Raw genomic sequence first — 18,221 nt, forward strand, 5'->3', positions numbered from 1 at the left:
CCTGCCGCAACGGGCTAGAATCGCGCGGTTACCCTTTTTCGGATGCCGATGAGCCTGCGCCTGCATAACAACCTGACGCGGCGGGTCGAGCCGTTCGCGCCGCTCGATCCGTCCAGCCCCACCCTGTATGTGTGCGGCCCCACCGTCTACAACTACGCGCACATCGGCAACGCCCGCGGCCCGGTGGTGTTCGACGTCCTGGCCGCGCTGCTGCGGCGCCGCTATGGCGCGCTGCGCTACGCACGCAACATCACCGACGTGGACGACAAGATCAACGCCGCCGCGCAGGCGCAGGGCGTGCCGATCTCGACCATCACCGACCGCTTCGCCGCGATCTACCGGCAGGACATGGCCGCGCTCGGCGTGGTGCCACCGGACATCGAACCGGAGGCCACCGCACACATCCCGCAGATCGTGGCGATGATCGAGCAGTTGATCGCCAGTGAGCATGCCTACGCCGCCGAAGGCCACGTCCTGTTTGCGGTCGCCAGCTTCGAAGGCTACGGCAAGCTGTCGCGCCGCGCCCCGGACGAGATGCTGGCCGGCGCGCGCGTGGACGTGGCGCCCTACAAGCGCGACCCCGGCGACTTCGTGCTATGGAAGCCGTCCAGCGACGACCTGCCCGGCTGGGACTCGCCCTGGGGCCGCGGCCGCCCGGGCTGGCATATCGAATGCTCGGCGATGGCCGCCGCGCATCTGGGCCCGACCATCGACATCCACGCCGGCGGCGTGGACCTGCAGTTCCCGCACCACGAAAACGAGATTGCGCAGAGCGAGTGCGCGCACGGCGGCGCCACCTTCGCACGCTTCTGGCTGCACAACGGCATGCTCAATTTCAGCGGCGCCAAGATGAGCAAGTCGCTGGGCAATATCGAAACCGTGCACGACCTGATCGCCAGGCATCCGCCGGAGGCATTGCGCCTTGCCCTGCTGAGTGCGCATTACCGGCAGCCGCTGGATTGGTCGGAGGCGTTGATCGAGGACCAGGTCAAACGGCTAGATGGCTTGTACGGCACCTTGCGAGGCCTGCAGGCGGTTGAAGCGGAGCCAACGATTCCCGAGCCGATCGAAGACGCGCTCAACGACGATCTCAACACGCCGCTGGCGCTTGCGGTGCTGGCAAAGCTGGCGAAGGAAGCCAACCGGGCGCTGCTCGATGTCGCTTCGGCCGGCAACCCGACGAACGCCCCGAGCCCGGACACGCTTGCAGCATTGCAACGCGCCAAGGCCGAGCTGCTGGGCGCCGGACTGGCACTGGGCCTGTTGCAGCAGGACCCGGACGCCTGGTTCTCGCGCGGCACCGACGCTGGCGACGATGCACGCATCACCGCGCTGGTGGAAGAACGCAGCGCCGCGAAGAAAGCCAGGGATTTCGCCCGTGCCGACGCCATCCGCACGCAACTGGCAGACGAAGGCATCGTGCTCGAAGACACCCCGCAGGGCGTACGCTGGAAGCGCGCATGACCCTCCCTTCTCCCGCCGGGAGAAGGTGGCGCGCAGCGCCGGATGAGGGTGCGGGCGAAGCCTCATGAGAGACCTTGATGCATGTGACTGCGCACGTACCCTCACCCCAACCCCTCTCCCGGCGGGAGAGGGGCTAATTCATGGCAAAGCCCTATTCCACGACACATTCCTTTGACGTACTTATTTTGAAACCGCACGTGCATACCCATCTCTCCGACGCACACGCCTGTCCCTTCTCCCACCGGGAGAAGGTGGCGCGCAGCGCCGGATGAGGGTGCGGGCGAAGCCACATGCATCAACACGCCATGCTTGGCGCGCACCTCACTCCGGCCCTGCTCTGCGACCCGGCCCGCGCTGGCAGCGCGGTTGCTCCAAGGCCCGCGCGCCGGTGGCACGCAAACCACGCCTTCTCGCCCCAGCGCGAAAGGGGCTTTGACCAACGCTTCTGGATGTCCTGATGACCAACTCCCCCTTTCCGCTCGAACCCACTGCCGTCGAGGCACAGACGGCCATTGCCGATGAGTTTTCCTTCTTCGGCGACTGGTCCGAGCGCTACCAGTACCTGATCGACCTGGGCCGCAAACTGCCCACCTTCCCCGAACAGTGGAAGACCGAAGAACACCGCCTGCACGGCTGCCAGTCGATGGTGTGGATCGTGCCCGAAGGCAATGCCGAGCGGCTGGACTTCCATGCCGTCAGCGATTCGGCCATCGTTTCGGGGCTGATCTATCTGGCATTGCGCGTGTATTCCGGGCGTAGCGCGCAAGAGATTCTGGCTACCGAGCCGGACTACATCGCCGGCATTGGTTTGGCCAAGCACCTGTCGCCGACCCGCAGTAACGGCGTGGCCGCCATGCTGGCCTTCATCCGCGACACCGCGCGCGCGCAGCAGTGAGCACGCCCGCGCCCTCGCCTGCCGATTCGTTGCGCACGCTGTTTGCCCATCCAGGGTTTGGCCTGGTGCTGCTGTACCGGGTGGCGGCGATGCTGTCGTACCAGATCGTGGCGGTCACGGTCGGCTGGCACATCTACGAGATCACCCGCAATCCGCTCTCGCTGGGCCTGATCGGCCTGGCGGAGATCCTGCCGTTCTTCTGCATTGCCCCGTTTGCCGGCTATCTGGTCGATCACCTGCCGCGTCGCCGGCTGGGCATGGTGGCGGTGCTGGGCCTGGTCGCCACTGCACTCCTGCTGCTGGCGATCACGCAAGGCTGGTTGCCGGTGCAAGGCGTGTGGCCGATCTATGCCGCCATTGCGCTGACCGGCGCGGCGCGCTCGTTCCTGTCGCCGGTCTACAACGCCCTGTTCGCCCGTGCACTGCCGCGCGAAGCGTTCGCGCGCGGCGCCAGCGTCGGCAGCGTCACCTTCCAGGCCGGCATGGTGATCGGCCCGGCGCTGGGCGGCGTGCTGGTCGGCTGGGGCGGCAAGGGGCTGGCCTATGGCGTGGCTGCCAGCGTGGCGATGGTGGCGATCCTGGCGCTGGCGCTGTTGCGCGTGAGCGAGCCGGTCAACGAGGGCCCGCGCGCGCCGATCTTCCGCAGCATCGCCGAAGGCGCGCAGTTCGTGCTGTCCAACCAGATCATGCTGGGCGCGATGGCGCTGGACATGTTCTCGGTCCTGCTGGGCGGCGCGGTGTCGATGCTGCCGGCCTTCATCCACGACATCCTGCACTACGGCCCGGAAGGCCTGGGCATCCTGCGCGGTGCGCCGGCACTGGGCTCGATCGTGGTGGGCGTCTGGCTGGCGCGCCACCCGTTGCAGCGCAACGCCGGGCGTGTGCTGATGCTGTCGGTGGCCGGGTTCGGGTTGTGCACCATCGCCTTCGGGCTGTCGCGTCATTTCTGGCTGTCGGCGGCGATCCTGCTGGTGTACGGGATGTGCGACGGGGTGTCGGTGGTGGTGCGGCAGACCATCCTGCAGCTGGCCACGCCCGATGCCATGCGCGGCCGGGTGTCGTCGATCAACGGCATCTTCATCGGCTCGTCCAACGAGCTGGGCGCGTTCTACGACGGCGTGATGGCACGCCTGGTCGGGCTGGTGCCGGCGGTGGTGATCGGCGGCTGCGTCACCCTGAGCGTGGTGGCGACCACGGCCTGGAAGGCGCCGCGCCTGCGCAAGCTGGATTTGCGCGAGCTGCAATAGCGGGATGCACAGGCAGCAGCGGCCGCGGATGCGGTCGCTGCTGCCTGTCGCGTTGGAGCATCCTTGCGCCGCACGCCGGCACACGCGCCGGCTGCATGCCCTGCCATGGGTGGCTACATCACGCGGCGCGCGATGCGACGGCGCGATACCACGATGACTGCGTCCGGCCAACCTAAGACGTGTGCCGGGCGCATTACGCCGCAAGCGTTCCGCCCGGTCCGCTACTTCGCGCGTGGCTCCAGCAAGGCGCGCAGTCCGGCCGCCTGTTCGGACGTCGGGCTGGCGGCAATCAACTGCTCGATGCTCAGGCGATATGCGCGGCCTTGCGCCTGCGCGCCGAGTACCGCCACGTCTCGGCCTGCTCGGCCGCTGCTGGCGCTGCCCGCGTCGCGGCGCAGGCCAGCGCGCAGGCGATGCCCAACAAGATTGCTGCTCGCTGCATGTCTGCCTCCTGCGCGCCGCGCACCGGGTGGCAGCCATGTCGGCCCTGCCGCTGCGGCTCACCGTACGCCTGCACACCGCGCGCGGCGACCATAAAAAAACCCCGCGCTGGCGGGGTCTTTCGTGAGCGTCGAGGCGCCGAATCAGTCGCCCTGCTGCTTCTGCAGATGCTCCCAACGCTCCTGGGCGTCGATGGTGCGCTCGGCGGTGAGACGCGCTTCCAGGCGATCCAGACCGATTTCTTCGCCAGTATCGACGCAGTACCCGTAGTCGCCGTCTTCCAGACGCTTGAGGGTGCTGTCGATCTTGGAGATCAGCTTGCGTGCGCGGTCACGCGCGCGCAGTTCCAGCGAGTTCTCGGTCTCGCGCGTGGCACGCTCGGCTTCGTCGCCGATGTCGCGCACTTCTTCGCGCAGGTTTTCGATGGTCTGCTTGGATTCCTCGACCATCTCGTTGCGCCAGCTCTGCAGGCGCTGACGGAAGTATTCCTGCTGCAGCTTGCTCATGTACTCCTCGTCCGCAGACGGCTTGTAGCCCTGCGGGAGGATCGGGCGCCCGGTGGCGTCGTCGGTCTTGTAGTCGACCACCTTGTACTTGGTCTTGGGCGTCTGACTGGACGGCTTGGCGGTCACGGCCACAGCCACCTTGCCGACCGGACGGGTCGCGGCGGGCTTGGCGGGGGCTTCGGTTTTGGTTGGCGTTTTAGCGGAAGATTTCGAAACGGGCACGGGATTCTTAGGTGACGGGGTCGCAGGCTTTGCCGGCTTCGCAGGGACGGCCTTGGGGGCCGGTGCGGGCGCGGGCTTTTCAGCCTTGACCGGGACTGACTTGGCCGCAGCCGGCTTGGTGGCCGGCTTCGGTACGGACTTGGACGCCGCCGGCTTTGCGGCCGGCTTGGCGGCAGCCGGAGCTGCCTTGCTGGCCGCCGGCTTGGCAGCAGTCTTGGCGACAGGTTTCGCGGGCTTGGTCGCTGCGGGCTTGGAGACCGGCGCCTGCTTGGCAGCGGTCTTGGTCGCAGCTGCCTTCTTGGCAACCGGTTGCTTGGGGGCCGGCGCCGCCTTCTTGGCGGCCGGTTTTGCAGCGGCGGGCGCCGCTGCCTTCTTCGCAACGGGTTTGGCGGACTTCTTGGCGGCCTCTACGGCCTTTTTTGCAGGTTTTTTAGCAGCCACGAAACGCTCTTCCTTGGTTCCCCCGGGGCCCGGGAAAGCGGGTCTTTATAGCGTACCCCGCAGACCCCCGGCAACCACCTATTAATGCAACTCGCATATGATTGGCAAGTGATCTCACGCCTGCTCATCGCGCTGTTGCGCTTCTACAAGCTGTTCATCAGCCCCCTGCTCGGGCCGCGCTGCCGGTTTGCGCCCAGCTGCTCGGAGTATGCGATGACTGCCATCGGCCGCTTCGGCCCGCTGCGCGGTTGCTGGCTGGCCGCACGCCGGCTGGGCCGCTGCCACCCTTTCCATCCGGGCGGGTTCGATCCGGTGCCCGATGCGCCCGGCGCCGCCACGCCATCTTCTTCTTCCTGCCGCTGCAAAGGACCTCATCCATGAGCCGAACCCTCATCATCAATGCCCGCCTGGTCAACGAAGGCAAGGAGTTCGATGCCGACCTGCTGATCGAGGGTGGTCGCATCGCCAGGATCGACAGCAGCATCACACCCGCCGACCGCGATACCGTGGTGGACGCGGCCGGGCGCTGGGTGCTGCCGGGCATGATCGACGACCAGGTGCATTTCCGTGAGCCGGGCCTGACCCACAAGGGCGACATCGCCACCGAATCCGGTGCGGCCGTGGCCGGCGGCCTGACCAGCTTCATGGACATGCCCAATACCAACCCGCCGACCCTGGATGCGGCCGCGCTGCAGGCCAAGTACGACGCCGCAGCCGGGCGCGCCTGGGCCAACTACGGTTTCTACATGGGCGCCAGCAACGACAACCTGGCCCACATCCAGTCGCTGGACCCCAAGACGGCGCCGGGCATCAAGGTGTTCATGGGCGCCTCCACCGGCAACATGCTGGTCGATAACCCCGAAACCCTGGACGCCATCTTCCGGGATGCGCCAACCCCCATCATCACCCACTGCGAAGACACGCCGACCATCGATGCGACGATGGCGCAGTACAAGGAGAAGTACGGCGACGCGCTGACGCCGGACATGCACCCGGACATCCGCTCGCGCGAAGCCTGCCTGAAGTCCTCGCAGCTGGCGGTGGCGTTGGCGCGCAGGCACAACACACGCCTGCACGTGCTGCACATCTCCACCGCCGATGAGCTGTCGCTGTTCGAAGCCGGCCCGCTGGTGGACGCCGACGGCAAGCTGCGCAAGCGCATCACCGCCGAGACCTGCATCCACTTCCTGCGTTTCGACCGCAGCGACTACGCGCGCTTGGGCAACCTGATCAAGTGCAACCCGGCGATCAAGGACCCCGAGGACCGTCTGGCCTTGATCCAGGCGCTGGCCGAAGACGTGATCGACGTGCTTGCCACCGACCACGCCCCGCACACCTGGGAAGAGAAGCAGAAGCCGTACGCACAGGCGCCCTCGGGCCTGCCGCTGGTGCAGTACGCACTGGTCGCCGCACTGGAGCTGGTGCACGAAGGCAAGCTGCCGATCACCCGCATCGTGCAGAAGTTCGCGCATGCACCGGCACAGCTGTTCGATGTGGAACAGCGCGGCTTCCTGCGCGAAGGCTATTTCGCCGACCTGGTGATGATCGACAACACCCCGTTCACCGTGAAGCGCGAGCAGGTGTTGTCCAAGTGCGGCTGGTCGCCGTTCGAAGGCACCACCTTCCGCTCGCGCATCGCCGCGACCTGGGTCAACGGCCAGCAGGTGTGGGACGGCGAGCAGCTGGTCGGCAGCGCCGCCGGCCAGCGCCTGACCTTCGACCGCTGATGCGCGCAAGCCTGTTGGGCGCCTGGTTGATCCTGGCGCCGGTCGCGCTGGTGGCAGGTACTGCCGATGCGCAGAGCGCGACCGCCGCGACTGATGTCGTGTTTCCGCAAAGCGCCTCGCAAGGTGCGCTGGTGATCGGCAAGGTGCCGGCGGGCAGCAAGGTGCAGTACGCCGGCCGGACCCTGCGTGTAAGCGGCTACGGAAGCGTGGTGTTCGGTATCGGCCGCGATGCCACCGGGCCATTGCAGGTGCAGATCACCCCGCCCGGAGGCAGCACGCAGACCGTGAGCATCGCAGTGACGCCGCGCGACTGGCCGATCGAGCGCGTCAACGGCGTGCCGCCCAAGACAGTCAATCCACCGCCAGCGATCGCCGAACGGATCAAGCACGAGCAGGCGCAGGTCACGGCGGCGCGCGATCGCGACGATGCGCGTACGGATTTTGCGCAGCCCTTCATTTGGCCGGTGCAGGGGCGCATCAGCGGCCGATTTGGCAACGCACGCGTCTACAACGGGCAACCCGGCGCCGGCCATTCGGGCATGGACATTGCCGTGCCCACCGGCACCCCGGTGAAGGCGCCGGCGGCCGGCGTGGTGACGTTCGCCGCGCCGGATCTGTATCTCACCGGCGGTACGGTGCTGCTGGATCACGGCTTTGGCGTGAGCTCGAATTTCCTGCATTTGTCGCGTATCGACGTGAAGGTGGGCGATCGCGTGGAGCAGGGCCAGGTGATTGCGGCTGTGGGCGCGACCGGGCGCGCGACTGGACCGCATCTGCATTGGGGAATGAATTGGTTCGACGTGCGGATCGATCCATTGCTGGTGCTCGAACGCGGTAAATAACGTGCGGGCTATCTAGGGGCGTCACGCTTTCCGGCGCGCGGCGGCGCGGTTGCTCTCGCGCGGCGTCGACATCACTGCGGCGCGGTTCGACGTGCGGATCGATCCGTTGCTGGTGCTCGAACGCGGCAAATAACGTGCGGGCTATCCGAGGCGCCACGCTCTCCGGCGCGCGGCGGCGCGGTTGCTGTCGCGCGGCGTCAAGATCACTGCGGCGCGGTTCGACGTGCGGATCGATCCATTGCTGGTGCGCATGCGGCGTGCCACCACTCAGGCGTCGCAGGCAATGTCCGGCGTGAGGCCGCACTTGCCTTCTCCCCCCGGGAGAAGGTGGCGCGCAGCGCCGGATGAGGGTGCGGCAGCGACATGTCATCCACGCGCACGCGCGTCTCGCCGCTGCCCGCCACCTTGGCTTGGCAGACCTACCCGCTGCGCATGTGTCCGCCAGCAGGCTTTGCGGTATAACCGGGAGGCCGCCGAGCGTCGGCTGATTGCAGCGCCAGCTCAGCCCGCGACGGTCCATCCGCGCCACTGGCGGACGTGCCTGGTCTCCCCTCCCCGACTGCAGGAGATGTGCGACATGCGCAACGAGCAACTCAAGCCCACCCTGGGCACCTGGCAGTTATGGGGTATTGCGGTGGGCCTGGTGATCTCCGGCGAGTATTTCGGCTGGAGTTATGGCTGGGGGACTGCAGGGACATTGGGGTTCCTGGTCACCACGTTGCTGGTCGCGGTGATGTACACCTGCTTCATCTTCAGCTTCACCGAACTGACCACTGCCATCCCAAACGCGGGCGGCCCGTTCGCCTACAGCCTGCGTGCATTCGGCACCTATGGCGGCATGCTCGCAGGCCTGGCCACCCTGATCGAATTCGTGTTTGCGCCGCCCGCCATTGCAATGGCCATCGGGGCGTACCTGAACGTGCAGTTCCCCACGCTCGACCCGCGCATCGCGGCGATCGGCGCGTACGGGATCTTCATGAGCTTGAACATCGTCGGCGTGGCGATTGCGGCCACCTTCGAGTTGATCGTGACCTTGCTGGCGGTGATCGAGCTGCTGGTCTTCATGGGCGTGGTGGCGCCGGGTTTCAGCATGGCGCGCTTTGCGGCCAATGGCTGGGCCGGCAACGACGTGTTCGGGCCGGCGGCGATCTCCGGCATCTTTGCGGCGATTCCGTTTGCGATCTGGTTCTTCCTGGCGATCGAAGGCGCCGCCATGGCGGCCGAGGAAGCCAAGGACCCCAGGCGCACCATTCCGCGCGCCTACATCGCCGGCATCCTCACCCTGGTGGCGCTGGCGCTGGGGGTGATGGTGTTTGCCGGCGGCGTCGGCGACTGGCGTCAGCTGTCCAACATCAACGACCCACTGCCGCAGGCGATGAAGGCAGTGGTGGGCAACAGTTCCACCTGGCTGCACATGCTGGTGTGGATCGGCCTGTTCGGCCTGGTGGCCAGCTTCCACGGCATCATCCTGGGCTATTCGCGACAATTCTTCGCCCTGGCACGCGCCGGCTTCCTGCCGCACGGGCTGGCGAAACTGTCGCGCTTCCGCACGCCACATCGCGCGATCCTGGCCGGCGGCGTCATCGGCATTGCGGCCATCTGCAGCGACGGCGTCGTCAAGATCCAGGGCATGTCGCTGACCGCGGCCATGATCACCATGTCGGTGTTCGGTGCAATCGTGATGTATGTCATGAGCATGCTCAGCCTTTTCACACTGCGCCGTCGCGAACCGGGGCTGGAGCGCAGCTTCCGGGCTCCGGGCTATCCGGTGGTACCGGCGGTCGCGCTGGCGCTGGCGGTGGTGTGCCTGGTGGCGATGGTGTGGTTCAACCCGATCGTGGCGGTGATCTTCGTCGGCCTGCTGCTGCTCGGCGCAGCCTGTTGCGTGCTGAGTCTGCGTCGCCAGGGCGCCACTGCGGCCGGCAGCACATGAGCGGCTTCGCCTTCACTGCCGGTGGCGAGCGTTTCCGGTTTGCCGATCTCAAGCAGTTGCTGGCCAAGGCCACGCCGGCCCGCTCGGGCGATCAGCTGGCCGGGCTGGCGGCCGACTCCGGGCTGCAACGGGCGGCAGCGCAGATGGCGCTGGCAGATCTGCCGCTGCGCCATTTCCTGCAGGAAGCGGTGGTGCCCTATGACAGCGACGAAGTCACCCGGCTGATCGTCGACCAGCACGATGCGACGGCGTTTGCCGCGGTGGCGCATCTCACCGTCGGCGGCTTTCGCGACTGGTTGCTGGGCCCGCAGGCCGACGAAGCCACATTGGCGGCGCTGGCACCGGGGCTGACGCCGGAAATGGTGGCGGCGGTGTCCAAGCTGATGCGGGTGCAGGACCTGATCCTGGTGGCGCAGAAGACACGTGTGGTCACGCGCTTTCGCAACACCCTGGGCCTGCGTGGCCGGCTGTCGACGCGGCTGCAGCCCAACCACCCCACCGACGATGCCACCGGCATTGCCGCCAGCGTGCTCGACGGCCTGTTGTACGGCAACGGCGATGCAGTGATCGGCATCAACCCGGCCAGCGACAGTCTGGCGGCAACCACCGCATTGCTGCGCATGCTCGATGCGGTGATCACCGGCTATCAGATTCCCACCCAATCGTGCGTGCTGGCCCATGTCACCACCACCATCGAGGCCATCGACCGCGGCGTGCCTGTGGATCTGGTGTTCCAGTCCATCGCAGGCACCGAAGCGGCCAACGCCAGCTTCGGCATCAATCTGGCGCTCTTGCAGGAAGGCTACGAGGCCGGCCTGTCGCTGCGCCGGGGCAGCGTCGGCGACAACGTGATGTATTTCGAGACCGGCCAGGGCAGCGCCTTGTCGGCCAACGCGCACCACGGCGTAGACCAGCAGACCTGCGAGGTGCGCGCGTATGCGGTGGCGCGGCAGTTCAAGCCGCTGCTGGTCAACACCGTGGTCGGCTTCATCGGCCCGGAGTATCTGTATGACGGCAAGCAGATCATCCGAGCCGGGCTGGAGGATCATTTCTGCGGCAAATTGCTCGGCGTGCCGATGGGCTGCGACATCTGCTACACCAATCACGCCGAAGCCGATCAGGACGACATGGACATGTTGCTCACCCTGCTCGGCACGGCCGGCATCAACTTCATCATGGGCATCCCCGGCTCGGACGATGTGATGCTCAACTACCAGACCACCTCGTTCCACGATGCGCTGTATGCGCGCCAGGCGCTTGGCCTGCGCGCCGCGCCCGAGTTCGAGCAGTGGCTGGAGCAACACGGCATCCTGCGGCTGCACGACGACGGGCGGTTTGAACTGGGCAGCGAGGTCCCGGCACCGTTTCGTCGTGCGCTCTCGCAGCTGCATTCCGGTACCCCATCGTGAGCAACCCGGCCACACCACCGCGCGATGCATGGGCACGGCTACGCCAATTGACCCCGGCGCGCATCGCGCTGGGGCGGGTCGGCACCAGCCTGCCAACTGCTGCCCACCTGGAGTTCCAACTGGCGCATGCCCAGGCACGGGATGCGGTGCACCTGGCATTCGACCCGGCTGCGTTGCAGGCAGCACTGTGGCAACGAGGGCGCGACAGCATCCTGTTGCAGAGCGCGGCAGCAGACCGCCATACCTATCTGCAGCGCCCGGACCTGGGCCGCTGCCTGGCCGACACTGCGGCAACCCAGCTACGTGGACAGACCGCCGTGCACGGCGGCGGCCGCGATGTGGCGGTGGTGGTCGCCGACGGCCTGTCTGCGCTCGCGGTACACCGGCATGCCGTGCCGATGGTGGAACACATCGACGCATTGGCAGTGCAGCAAGGCTGGACAGTGGCGCCGGTGGCGCTGGTCGCACAGGGGCGCGTGGCGGTGGGCGATGAAGTGGGCGAACTGCTCAAGGCGCGCGCAGTCATCGTGTTGATCGGCGAACGTCCCGGGCTCAGCTCGCCCGACAGCCTGGGGCTCTATCTCACCTACGCGCCGCGCGTCGGCCTGACCGATGCCGCGCGCAACTGCATTTCCAATATCCGTGCAGAAGGCCTGAGCTATGCCGACGCGACGCACAAGCTGGCGTACCTGCTGCGCGAGGCCTTCCGGCGCAGGCTCTCCGGCGTGCAGCTCAAGGATGAAGCCGAGCAGCCGGCCCTGCTCTCCAACGGACCCGCCGACGCGTCGCCACGCAACTTCCTGCTGCCTGACTGACCTGCACCGGCCGCCGACGCACGCCTGCCCGCACGCACCACCGAGGAGCCTACTTCAGCGCGCCATCCTGCGGATTGCTGGCTGCATAGGTGCTGGTCTGCAATTCGTTGTCGTGCGGGTGGCGCAGCGCCTGACGTACATCGTCCGGAAGTTGCTCCACATCCAGCATCACCTTGCCCGAGTGCACATCGCGCACCACCGATGCCGGCAGCACGAAGTCGCCACCGTTTTCGATATTGATCACCAGTTCCGCGCCGTCGTTGCGGATATCGCGCACCGCGCCAACGCCGACTTCACCGTCGCGCAGGAACACCATCTGGCCGATTTCGATCTGCTGCATTGTCCGTCTCCGTCTGAGGCATCGCGACACCCTGCGCAACGCCATGAGCGACGATCATGGCGCCGCGCGGTGTCTGGGGGCGGTGAAGCGCAGATCAGTGCGGCGTCGGCGCGTGCAGCAAGGCGCCTGCCGGCAGGCGTGCCGGCTGCCCGGCGACGCGCTCGAACTCGGTGATGTCGTGCGAACAGAACAGCTCGACCTCCCCGCCGTGGTGCTGACGCAGGTGACGCAAACGTTGCTGATTGCCCAGCCGCGCGGCGCGATCCTTTTCCAGCATCCACTGATATAGGCGCAACCCCGGCGTGCAGTACGGTTGCTGCGCATCCATCTCGCGATGGAAGAAATACGCATCGCCTGCCAGCAGCAACCAGCGTTCGGCGCTGCGCACGGCAATGGCCGCATGCCCCAGCGTGTGGCCCGGCAGCGGCAGCATCAGGATCTCCGGCGGCAGGCCGTGCAGGTCGCGCACGCAGTCCAGGCCCATCCAACGCTCGCCGGTAAGCGCGTCATAGCCACGCCATTGGCCACGTGTGGACCACTGCTGCGGCCGGAAGCGTTGCCGATCCATCCAGGTGCGCTGCGCAAATGCCGCGTCACGCTCGCTCGCCATCAGATGCACACGCGCATGCGGGAAGTCATCCAGCCCGCCGGCATGATCGAAATCCAGATGGGTCAGGATGATGTGCCGCACATCGCGCGGGTCCAGGCCCAGGCGTTGAATCTGCCGAATGGCCGTCATTTCCTCGCGTAGCTCCGGCCTGACCAGGGCCAGGAAGAAACCGCTCAGACGTGCGCGTGGCTCGGCCACATCGCGCAACCCGAAGCCGGTGTCGATCAGCACCAGCCCGGCGCTGGTTTCCACCAGCAGACAGTGGCAACACAGGTGACCGCGATTCAATACACCAGGCGTGCGAGCGTCCATCAGATGTCCGCCCAGCGGACATGTGGAAATGCAGTTCAGGTGATGCACGCGCATCGGCGCGCTCCGCTTGGCGGGCCAGCGTTGCAGTACTGGCGTCGCACCCCGGTGACCATTCATGCCACCGGAGTGCGCATGCACACGCGACCTTGACGGCCGCGTGCGCGAGGAGCTCAGCGCAGCGGAACGTCCGCGACCTTGTCCTGGTAATCCTTCTTCGGGTCGACGCCAAACAAGACCTTGATCCCGGCAAGCAGGCTGGAGCCGTTGAGCCAGATCTGTGCGTGGTCCGCGTCCAGGCGCAGCAGCGCCAATTTCGGGTCGTCCTTTCCGCCTTCGTACCATGCGGCCACGTGCGGGTTCCACAAGCGCTCGACCACGGCAGGATCGGTGTCCTCGCGCAGCGAACCGCTGATGCTGGCGAACAGGTCATGCCCCTTGCTGCTGAAAGCGCCGATGACGCGACGGCCCTGCCCCAGCATCGCGATCAATGCATTGTCCTTGGAGGTGAAGAACCAGATCGGGCCGCCGCTGTCGCCTTCGATCTGCGCGGTCATCGGACGCGCATGGCCGTCTTCGACGCCATCCAGGCCCAGCATCACGGTGCGGTCGGACTTCAAGGCCTTCCAGAATTTGTCCTGCAGTTCTTTGGGATCTGCCATTTCGATTCCTGACGTACGCGTTTGCACGCGGGCCGCTGAGTCTGGAAGGGCGCATGCCCACGGCATGTGAGGACGCGGCGCTGCACCATGCATCCGGCAATGCCGGCCCACGCAGCATCGCCTGGTGAGCGCGCCGGGACCTGGTCCCGTTGCAAACCGTGATCACCCCGCACATCTCGTACATTGCTTCGCACCGTCGGTCATCCACAAGCGAGCCCGGCAGTACCATCGCCCTGCCCCGCGTGCGGCGACTGACGTGAGTTCGAGTGGATGGCCGCTGCGACGTGGCGGCCATCCACTAGAACTGCCGGCATCTGCCGGCAGTTCACAGGTATGCACGCATCCCTTCCCAAGCGAGCACCTCACCATGTCCGTCCCGTCCTTGCGCACGACCTGCATCGCCGCTGCATTGCTGACGCTTGTCAGCGCCGATGCATTAGCACTCACCGGCACCGCCACGCGGCCGCAGCTCACCCGCAGCGAAGCCAGCACCTATACGATCACCCAGGCACTGGCCAAGGCCGGGCCAATCACCGCACCGGTCACAGATAACTGGAATCCCACCGCCGGCGTGGCGCTGCTCACTGCCGACTACGCCGTGGCCGCGGACGGCTCCACCAATTACCGCAGCGTGCAATCGGCGATCGATGCAGCGGTGACCGCCGGTGGCACCACGCGCCGCTACATCAGCATCAAGGCGGGCACCTACACCGAGCTGGTCTGCGTGCCGGCCAACGCGCCGCCGTTGACGCTGTTCGGGCTGGGCGCGTCCGCAGGCGACACCGTCATTCGCTTCAACAACGCCAACCCCACGCCCAAGCCGGCGGGCACCGCCAGCCACACCTGCGCCAGCAATGCGGCGGCGACCACGGTCGGCACGTCCAACAGCGCCACGGTGACGGTGCGCGCCGCAGACTTCCAGGCGCGCCATCTGCGCATTGAAAACAGCTACATCGAAGGTACCTTCGCAGACGTAAACCAGTCGGCGGTCGCACTGGCCGTGCGCGGCGACAAGGCAAGTTTCGAAGATGTAGTTGTACAGGGCAACCAGGACACCTTGCTGATCAGCGCGACCAACGCAGCCAACGTGAATCGCGCGTATTTCAAGAACAGTACGATCGATGGAGATGTCGACTTCATCTTCGGCTCGGGCATCGGCGTGTTCGACAGCTCGAACATCCGCTCCGTAGGTTCGCGTCTGGGCGCCACCCGAGGCGGTTACATCTTCGCACCCAGTACGCGGCCAGGTAGCACATACGGCTTCCTGGTGATCAACAGCAAGTTCGTTGCATTGTCCGGCTCGCCCGACAACCAGACCTACCTGGGCCGTGCCTGGGACGAAGGTGTCAGCGGCCTGAGCGCGTATGTCAACGGCACCTCGCCCAACGGCCAGGTCACGGTGCGCGATTCCACCCTGGGCAGCCACATCCGCAAGGCGGCGCCGTGGAATGCATCCACGGCCAACCGTCCGTTCTGCAGCAGCGGCTGTGCCAACTCGGCAAACCGTTTCTATGAGTACGGCAACAGCGGTGCAGGCGCCGCCGACTGAGCTGTCTGCAACAGCGTCCTGGACGACGCGCGTGGCTTTCAAGGGCGCGATGACGCCCGGCACTGCAACCAGCGCCTGTTGGCCTGGCGCGCGACGCGCCAGGCCAACAGGCCCTCTGGTCTTGTTGCTGCCGTGCCGTTGAGTGCGGTGCGCCACGGAATTGCAGCAATGCATTGCTGGCTTCGGCAAGAAGGTGCTGAGTTCGCCCCGCCGACGCCGGGCAGCGGGGCAAGGCGCCACGCTGGCGCCGCACCTGACCGATCGGCACCGCGGCATCGAACCGCCGCCCGTGCAACTGCATGCAACCACGCCACCGTCATGACCGCAGGTGGCTGCCGTGCACAGATCGGGCAGGCGCGTCCTGTCCTCCCCGGAGCACTTCCAATGCCCAGCCCCACCTCTCTCACCCGCGCGCCACTGACCGTGGCATTGATTGGCCTGATCAGCCTCCAGGCCGGCGCCGCACCGCCGCATGCGCAGGCGGATGCCGATAGCGCGCACAGCATCTCCACCAGCTGGGGCGTGATCCGGCAGCCGACGCTACCGACACAGATCTGCAGCACGCTCAAGGCGGCCCTGGTGCCGGTTGCCGGTTCACTGGATGCGCTCGATCAGGATCCGGCGCGCTCCAAGCGCGATACCGCGCGCCTGCAGGCCGCCATCGACGATTGCCCGGCGGGCAGCGCAGTGCATCTGGTCCCCGGCGATGCCGGCGAGTCGGGCCTGTTGACCGGCCCGCTCACCATCAAGAGCGGCGTCACGTTGTGGATCGACCGCAACGTCACCGTGTTCGCCTCGCGTAATCCGCAGGACTACGACAATGGCCTGGGCACCTGCGGTACCGCCACTACCGACAAGGCCAAGTCGTGCAATCCGCTGATCCATTTTTCCGACACCGCCAACAGCGCCATCGTCGGCGCCGGCAAGATCGACGGCCGCGGCGGGAGCACGCTCACCGCCGGGCCCAACGCTGGCAAGGCCAGCTGGTGGGATCTTGCCTATCTCAACGTCACCAAGGGCTTGAGCCAGCACGTGCCGCGCCTGATGCAGATCGACAACAGCACCGACGTGACGCTGTACGACATCACCCTGGAAAACTCGCCCAACTTCCACGTCATCAGCGACAACGTGGTGGGGCTGACTGCATGGGGCATCAAGATCCTGGCGCCCAGCCTGGTGTATTCGCGCCCCGGGTATCGCTGCCCGGCCGGCAGCACGCCGGACGTCAATCCGCATGCGACCTGTTTTACCCCGGAAACCGCCAAGAACACCGACGGATTCGACCCCGGCCAGTCGAAGAACGTGCTGCTGGCCTATTCGTACATCGGCACCGGCGATGATGGCGTGGCCATCAAGGCAGGGGCCAAGGCCACGCGCGTCATCGCCTCGGAGAACATGCTGTTCGCCTACAACCAGTTCTATTTCACGCATGGCTTTTCGCTGGGCAGCGAAACCTACGCCGGCATGCGCCACATCGCCGTGCGTGGCTTGAGCATCGATGGCTTCAACGCCAACGACGTCGCACGCGACCCGTATTCGGCCAATGGCCTGCGCATCAAGTCAGACGCCTCGCGTGGCGGGCAGGTCTCCGACATCAGTTTCGACACCATCTGCATGCGTGGCGTCGCGCGTCCGCTGGTGTTCGATGCCAACTACGCCAACGCGGCCGTGCACGGCAAGATCCCGCAGTTCAGCGGCATCTCGCTGCGCAATGTGCATTCGCTGGGTTCAACGACCCTCGGCGCCGGCGAACTGAGTTTTTACGGGTATCGCGATGCCACCACCACGCGGCCGATCACCCTGTCGCTGGACAATGTCGTGCTCGATGGCGGCAAGGTCAGCTTTGCGCAGCCCCACTTCGGCGGACCGGCCAGCAATCCAGGTGCGGTGCATTTCAGCTTCAACGGCGGCCCGGTGAGCTTCTATGACCAGCTCACGGCCTCGATGCCGGACGATGTGCAGCTGCAGGGCACGCCCGGTCCGGGCAAGCCGCTGGACTGCAGCAATGCCTTCATTGCGTACCACACCGTGCTGCCCGATTCGCCGATCTGATCGCGGCCACGCGTGCGCCCTGAAGCCCGCTGGCTGCATTCCAGCAGGATGCAGCCAGCGGGCGTTTCACGCCGAGCCGCTGGCAGCCCGCCAGCTATGCCACAGCTGCTGGACCGGCGGCGGATAGGCCGCCTTGCCGGCCAGCTCGCGCTGCAGGCGCAGCCGTGCCAGCCGCGACCACACCCGGTGCGGTCGCGCCAGGGCCGGCTTGCGCGGCCACGCACGCAGCAACTGCGTGCGCCATGCCACCGTGGTCACGCCGCCAGGCGCTGCGCTATCGCCGGCCACGCGCTCGCGTGCGTCCAGCCATTGCACTGCCACCGCCGTGGCATCGCCCGGCTGTGCACGCGCAAACAGCACCGCTTCCACCGCAACCACTGCTTGGGCGAAGTCACGCAGCTGCTCCAGTGCCTGCTGCAACGATGCAGGCTGCACACGCGCGGCCTGCATCGCCGGCAAGGTGTCGGCCAGTTGCGCCCATGGCGCACGCACCGGCTCCAGCACGCGCCCCAACGGGTGACGCGAGCGCTGGCTGGACCAGTCGCGCAGCTCCTGCTGCCACCAGGCCAGCTTGGCATCGGCCGGCAACGGGTCGCCGGCGATGTTCATGATGTCCTCCCATTCCTGCAGCAACGCAAACCAGGCAGCGCTCAGGCGCCGCTGCGGTTCGGGAACGAAAGGCTCGGCAACCGACCACTCCGGCCAGCGGGTGCGCCACTTGTCGAGAAAACTGTCGAGAGCACTGGATTGGCTCATG

17 protein-coding genes are annotated in these 18,221 nt (G+C 66.7%); 11 read left to right on the top strand and 6 right to left on the bottom strand.

Annotated elements, in window-relative coordinates:
- Positions 1 to 48: 48 nt before the first annotated feature.
- From cysS to ACCQ12_RS11110, 3 genes are all read left to right on the top strand, one after another.
- Entirely contained in the window at positions 49 to 1,464 is a 1,416-nt protein-coding gene (gene cysS, locus ACCQ12_RS11100) for a cysteine--tRNA ligase (protein ID WP_372381718.1), read from the top strand.
- Positions 1,465 to 1,921: 457 nt separating this feature from the next.
- Entirely contained in the window at positions 1,922 to 2,359 is a 438-nt protein-coding gene (locus ACCQ12_RS11105; protein WP_039407583.1) for a SufE family protein, read from the top strand.
- The gene (locus tag ACCQ12_RS11110; protein WP_372381719.1) at positions 2,356 to 3,606 is read left to right on the top strand and encodes an MFS transporter; all 1,251 of its coding nucleotides are present in this window, start codon (positions 2,356 to 2,358) and stop codon (positions 3,604 to 3,606) included. Before ACCQ12_RS11105 ends, ACCQ12_RS11110 begins: the two co-directional genes overlap by 4 nt.
- 221 nt (positions 3,607 to 3,827) lie before the next feature.
- Here ACCQ12_RS11110 and ACCQ12_RS11115 read toward each other — a convergent pair whose 3' ends face one another.
- Together ACCQ12_RS11115 and dksA are read right to left on the bottom strand one after the other, a co-directional pair.
- Positions 3,828 to 3,956 carry a hypothetical protein gene (locus ACCQ12_RS11115; RefSeq protein ID WP_372381720.1) on the bottom strand — a complete coding sequence of 43 codons (129 nt, stop codon included), beginning with the start codon at positions 3,954 to 3,956 and terminating at the stop codon, positions 3,828 to 3,830.
- Between the two features lie 234 nt (positions 3,957 to 4,190).
- A complete protein-coding gene (dksA, locus tag ACCQ12_RS11120; RefSeq protein ID WP_104579702.1) occupies positions 4,191 to 5,216 on the bottom strand; it encodes an RNA polymerase-binding protein DksA in 1,026 nt (341 codons plus the stop codon).
- 84 nt (positions 5,217 to 5,300) lie between these two features.
- Between dksA and yidD the strand changes: the two genes are divergently transcribed.
- The 6 genes from yidD to eutC all read left to right on the top strand — a co-directional run bounded on the left by yidD (position 5,301) and on the right by eutC (position 11,942).
- The gene (gene yidD, locus ACCQ12_RS11125; protein ID WP_068838601.1) at positions 5,301 to 5,597 is read left to right on the top strand and encodes a membrane protein insertion efficiency factor YidD; all 297 of its coding nucleotides are present in this window, start codon (positions 5,301 to 5,303) and stop codon (positions 5,595 to 5,597) included.
- On the top strand, positions 5,594 to 6,943 hold the full coding sequence (locus ACCQ12_RS11130) for a dihydroorotase (RefSeq protein WP_166748722.1): 1,350 nt from the start codon (positions 5,594 to 5,596) through the stop codon (positions 6,941 to 6,943). Before yidD ends, ACCQ12_RS11130 begins: the two co-directional genes overlap by 4 nt.
- Positions 6,943 to 7,785, top strand: a complete 843-nt coding sequence (locus tag ACCQ12_RS11135; protein ID WP_372381721.1) for a peptidoglycan DD-metalloendopeptidase family protein — start codon at positions 6,943 to 6,945, stop codon at positions 7,783 to 7,785. The genes ACCQ12_RS11130 and ACCQ12_RS11135 overlap by 1 nt, the downstream gene beginning before the upstream one ends.
- Positions 7,786 to 8,353: 568 nt before the next feature.
- Positions 8,354 to 9,718, top strand: a complete 1,365-nt coding sequence (gene eat, locus ACCQ12_RS11140; RefSeq protein ID WP_372381722.1) for an ethanolamine permease — start codon at positions 8,354 to 8,356, stop codon at positions 9,716 to 9,718.
- Positions 9,715 to 11,127 (top strand): ethanolamine ammonia-lyase subunit EutB, encoded by a 1,413-nt coding sequence (locus ACCQ12_RS11145; protein WP_372381723.1) that lies wholly within the window; start codon positions 9,715 to 9,717, stop codon positions 11,125 to 11,127. Before eat ends, ACCQ12_RS11145 begins: the two co-directional genes overlap by 4 nt.
- Positions 11,124 to 11,942 (top strand): ethanolamine ammonia-lyase subunit EutC, encoded by an 819-nt coding sequence (gene eutC / locus ACCQ12_RS11150; RefSeq protein ID WP_372381724.1) that lies wholly within the window; start codon positions 11,124 to 11,126, stop codon positions 11,940 to 11,942. Before ACCQ12_RS11145 ends, eutC begins: the two co-directional genes overlap by 4 nt.
- 49 nt (positions 11,943 to 11,991) lie before the next feature.
- Here eutC and ACCQ12_RS11155 read toward each other — a convergent pair whose 3' ends face one another.
- The 3 genes from ACCQ12_RS11155 to ACCQ12_RS11165 all read right to left on the bottom strand — a co-directional run bounded on the left by ACCQ12_RS11155 (position 11,992) and on the right by ACCQ12_RS11165 (position 13,863).
- Positions 11,992 to 12,282 (bottom strand): hypothetical protein, encoded by a 291-nt coding sequence (locus tag ACCQ12_RS11155; protein ID WP_039407608.1) that lies wholly within the window; start codon positions 12,280 to 12,282, stop codon positions 11,992 to 11,994.
- A 94-nt stretch (positions 12,283 to 12,376) separates the two neighbouring features.
- Positions 12,377 to 13,258, bottom strand: coding sequence for an MBL fold metallo-hydrolase (locus ACCQ12_RS11160; protein WP_372381725.1), 882 nt, complete (start codon positions 13,256 to 13,258; stop codon positions 12,377 to 12,379).
- A gap of 116 nt (positions 13,259 to 13,374) precedes the next feature.
- Positions 13,375 to 13,863 (bottom strand): pyridoxamine 5'-phosphate oxidase family protein, encoded by a 489-nt coding sequence (locus ACCQ12_RS11165; protein WP_039407610.1) that lies wholly within the window; start codon positions 13,861 to 13,863, stop codon positions 13,375 to 13,377.
- A gap of 409 nt (positions 13,864 to 14,272) precedes the next feature.
- On the opposite strand from ACCQ12_RS11165, the gene ACCQ12_RS11170 reads away from it, so the two are divergent.
- Both ACCQ12_RS11170 and ACCQ12_RS11175 read left to right on the top strand, forming a co-directional pair.
- Complete coding sequence (locus tag ACCQ12_RS11170; RefSeq protein WP_372383602.1) at positions 14,273 to 15,412, top strand: putative acyl-CoA thioester hydrolase; 1,140 nt, start codon at positions 14,273 to 14,275, stop codon at positions 15,410 to 15,412.
- Between the two features lie 384 nt (positions 15,413 to 15,796).
- Positions 15,797 to 17,464: a glycoside hydrolase family 28 protein gene (locus ACCQ12_RS11175; RefSeq protein WP_372381726.1), complete on the top strand. Its 1,668-nt coding sequence runs from the start codon at positions 15,797 to 15,799 to the stop codon at positions 17,462 to 17,464.
- Positions 17,465 to 17,530: 66 nt separating this feature from the next.
- Here ACCQ12_RS11175 and ACCQ12_RS11180 read toward each other — a convergent pair whose 3' ends face one another.
- Entirely contained in the window at positions 17,531 to 18,220 is a 690-nt protein-coding gene (locus tag ACCQ12_RS11180; protein WP_372381727.1) for an isoprenoid biosynthesis enzyme family protein, read from the bottom strand.
- Between the last annotated feature and the right edge of the window lies 1 nt (position 18,221).

The organism is Xanthomonas sp. NCPPB 1068 (assembly GCF_041479385.2).
GTDB lineage: Bacteria > Pseudomonadota > Gammaproteobacteria > Xanthomonadales > Xanthomonadaceae > Xanthomonas > Xanthomonas cannabis.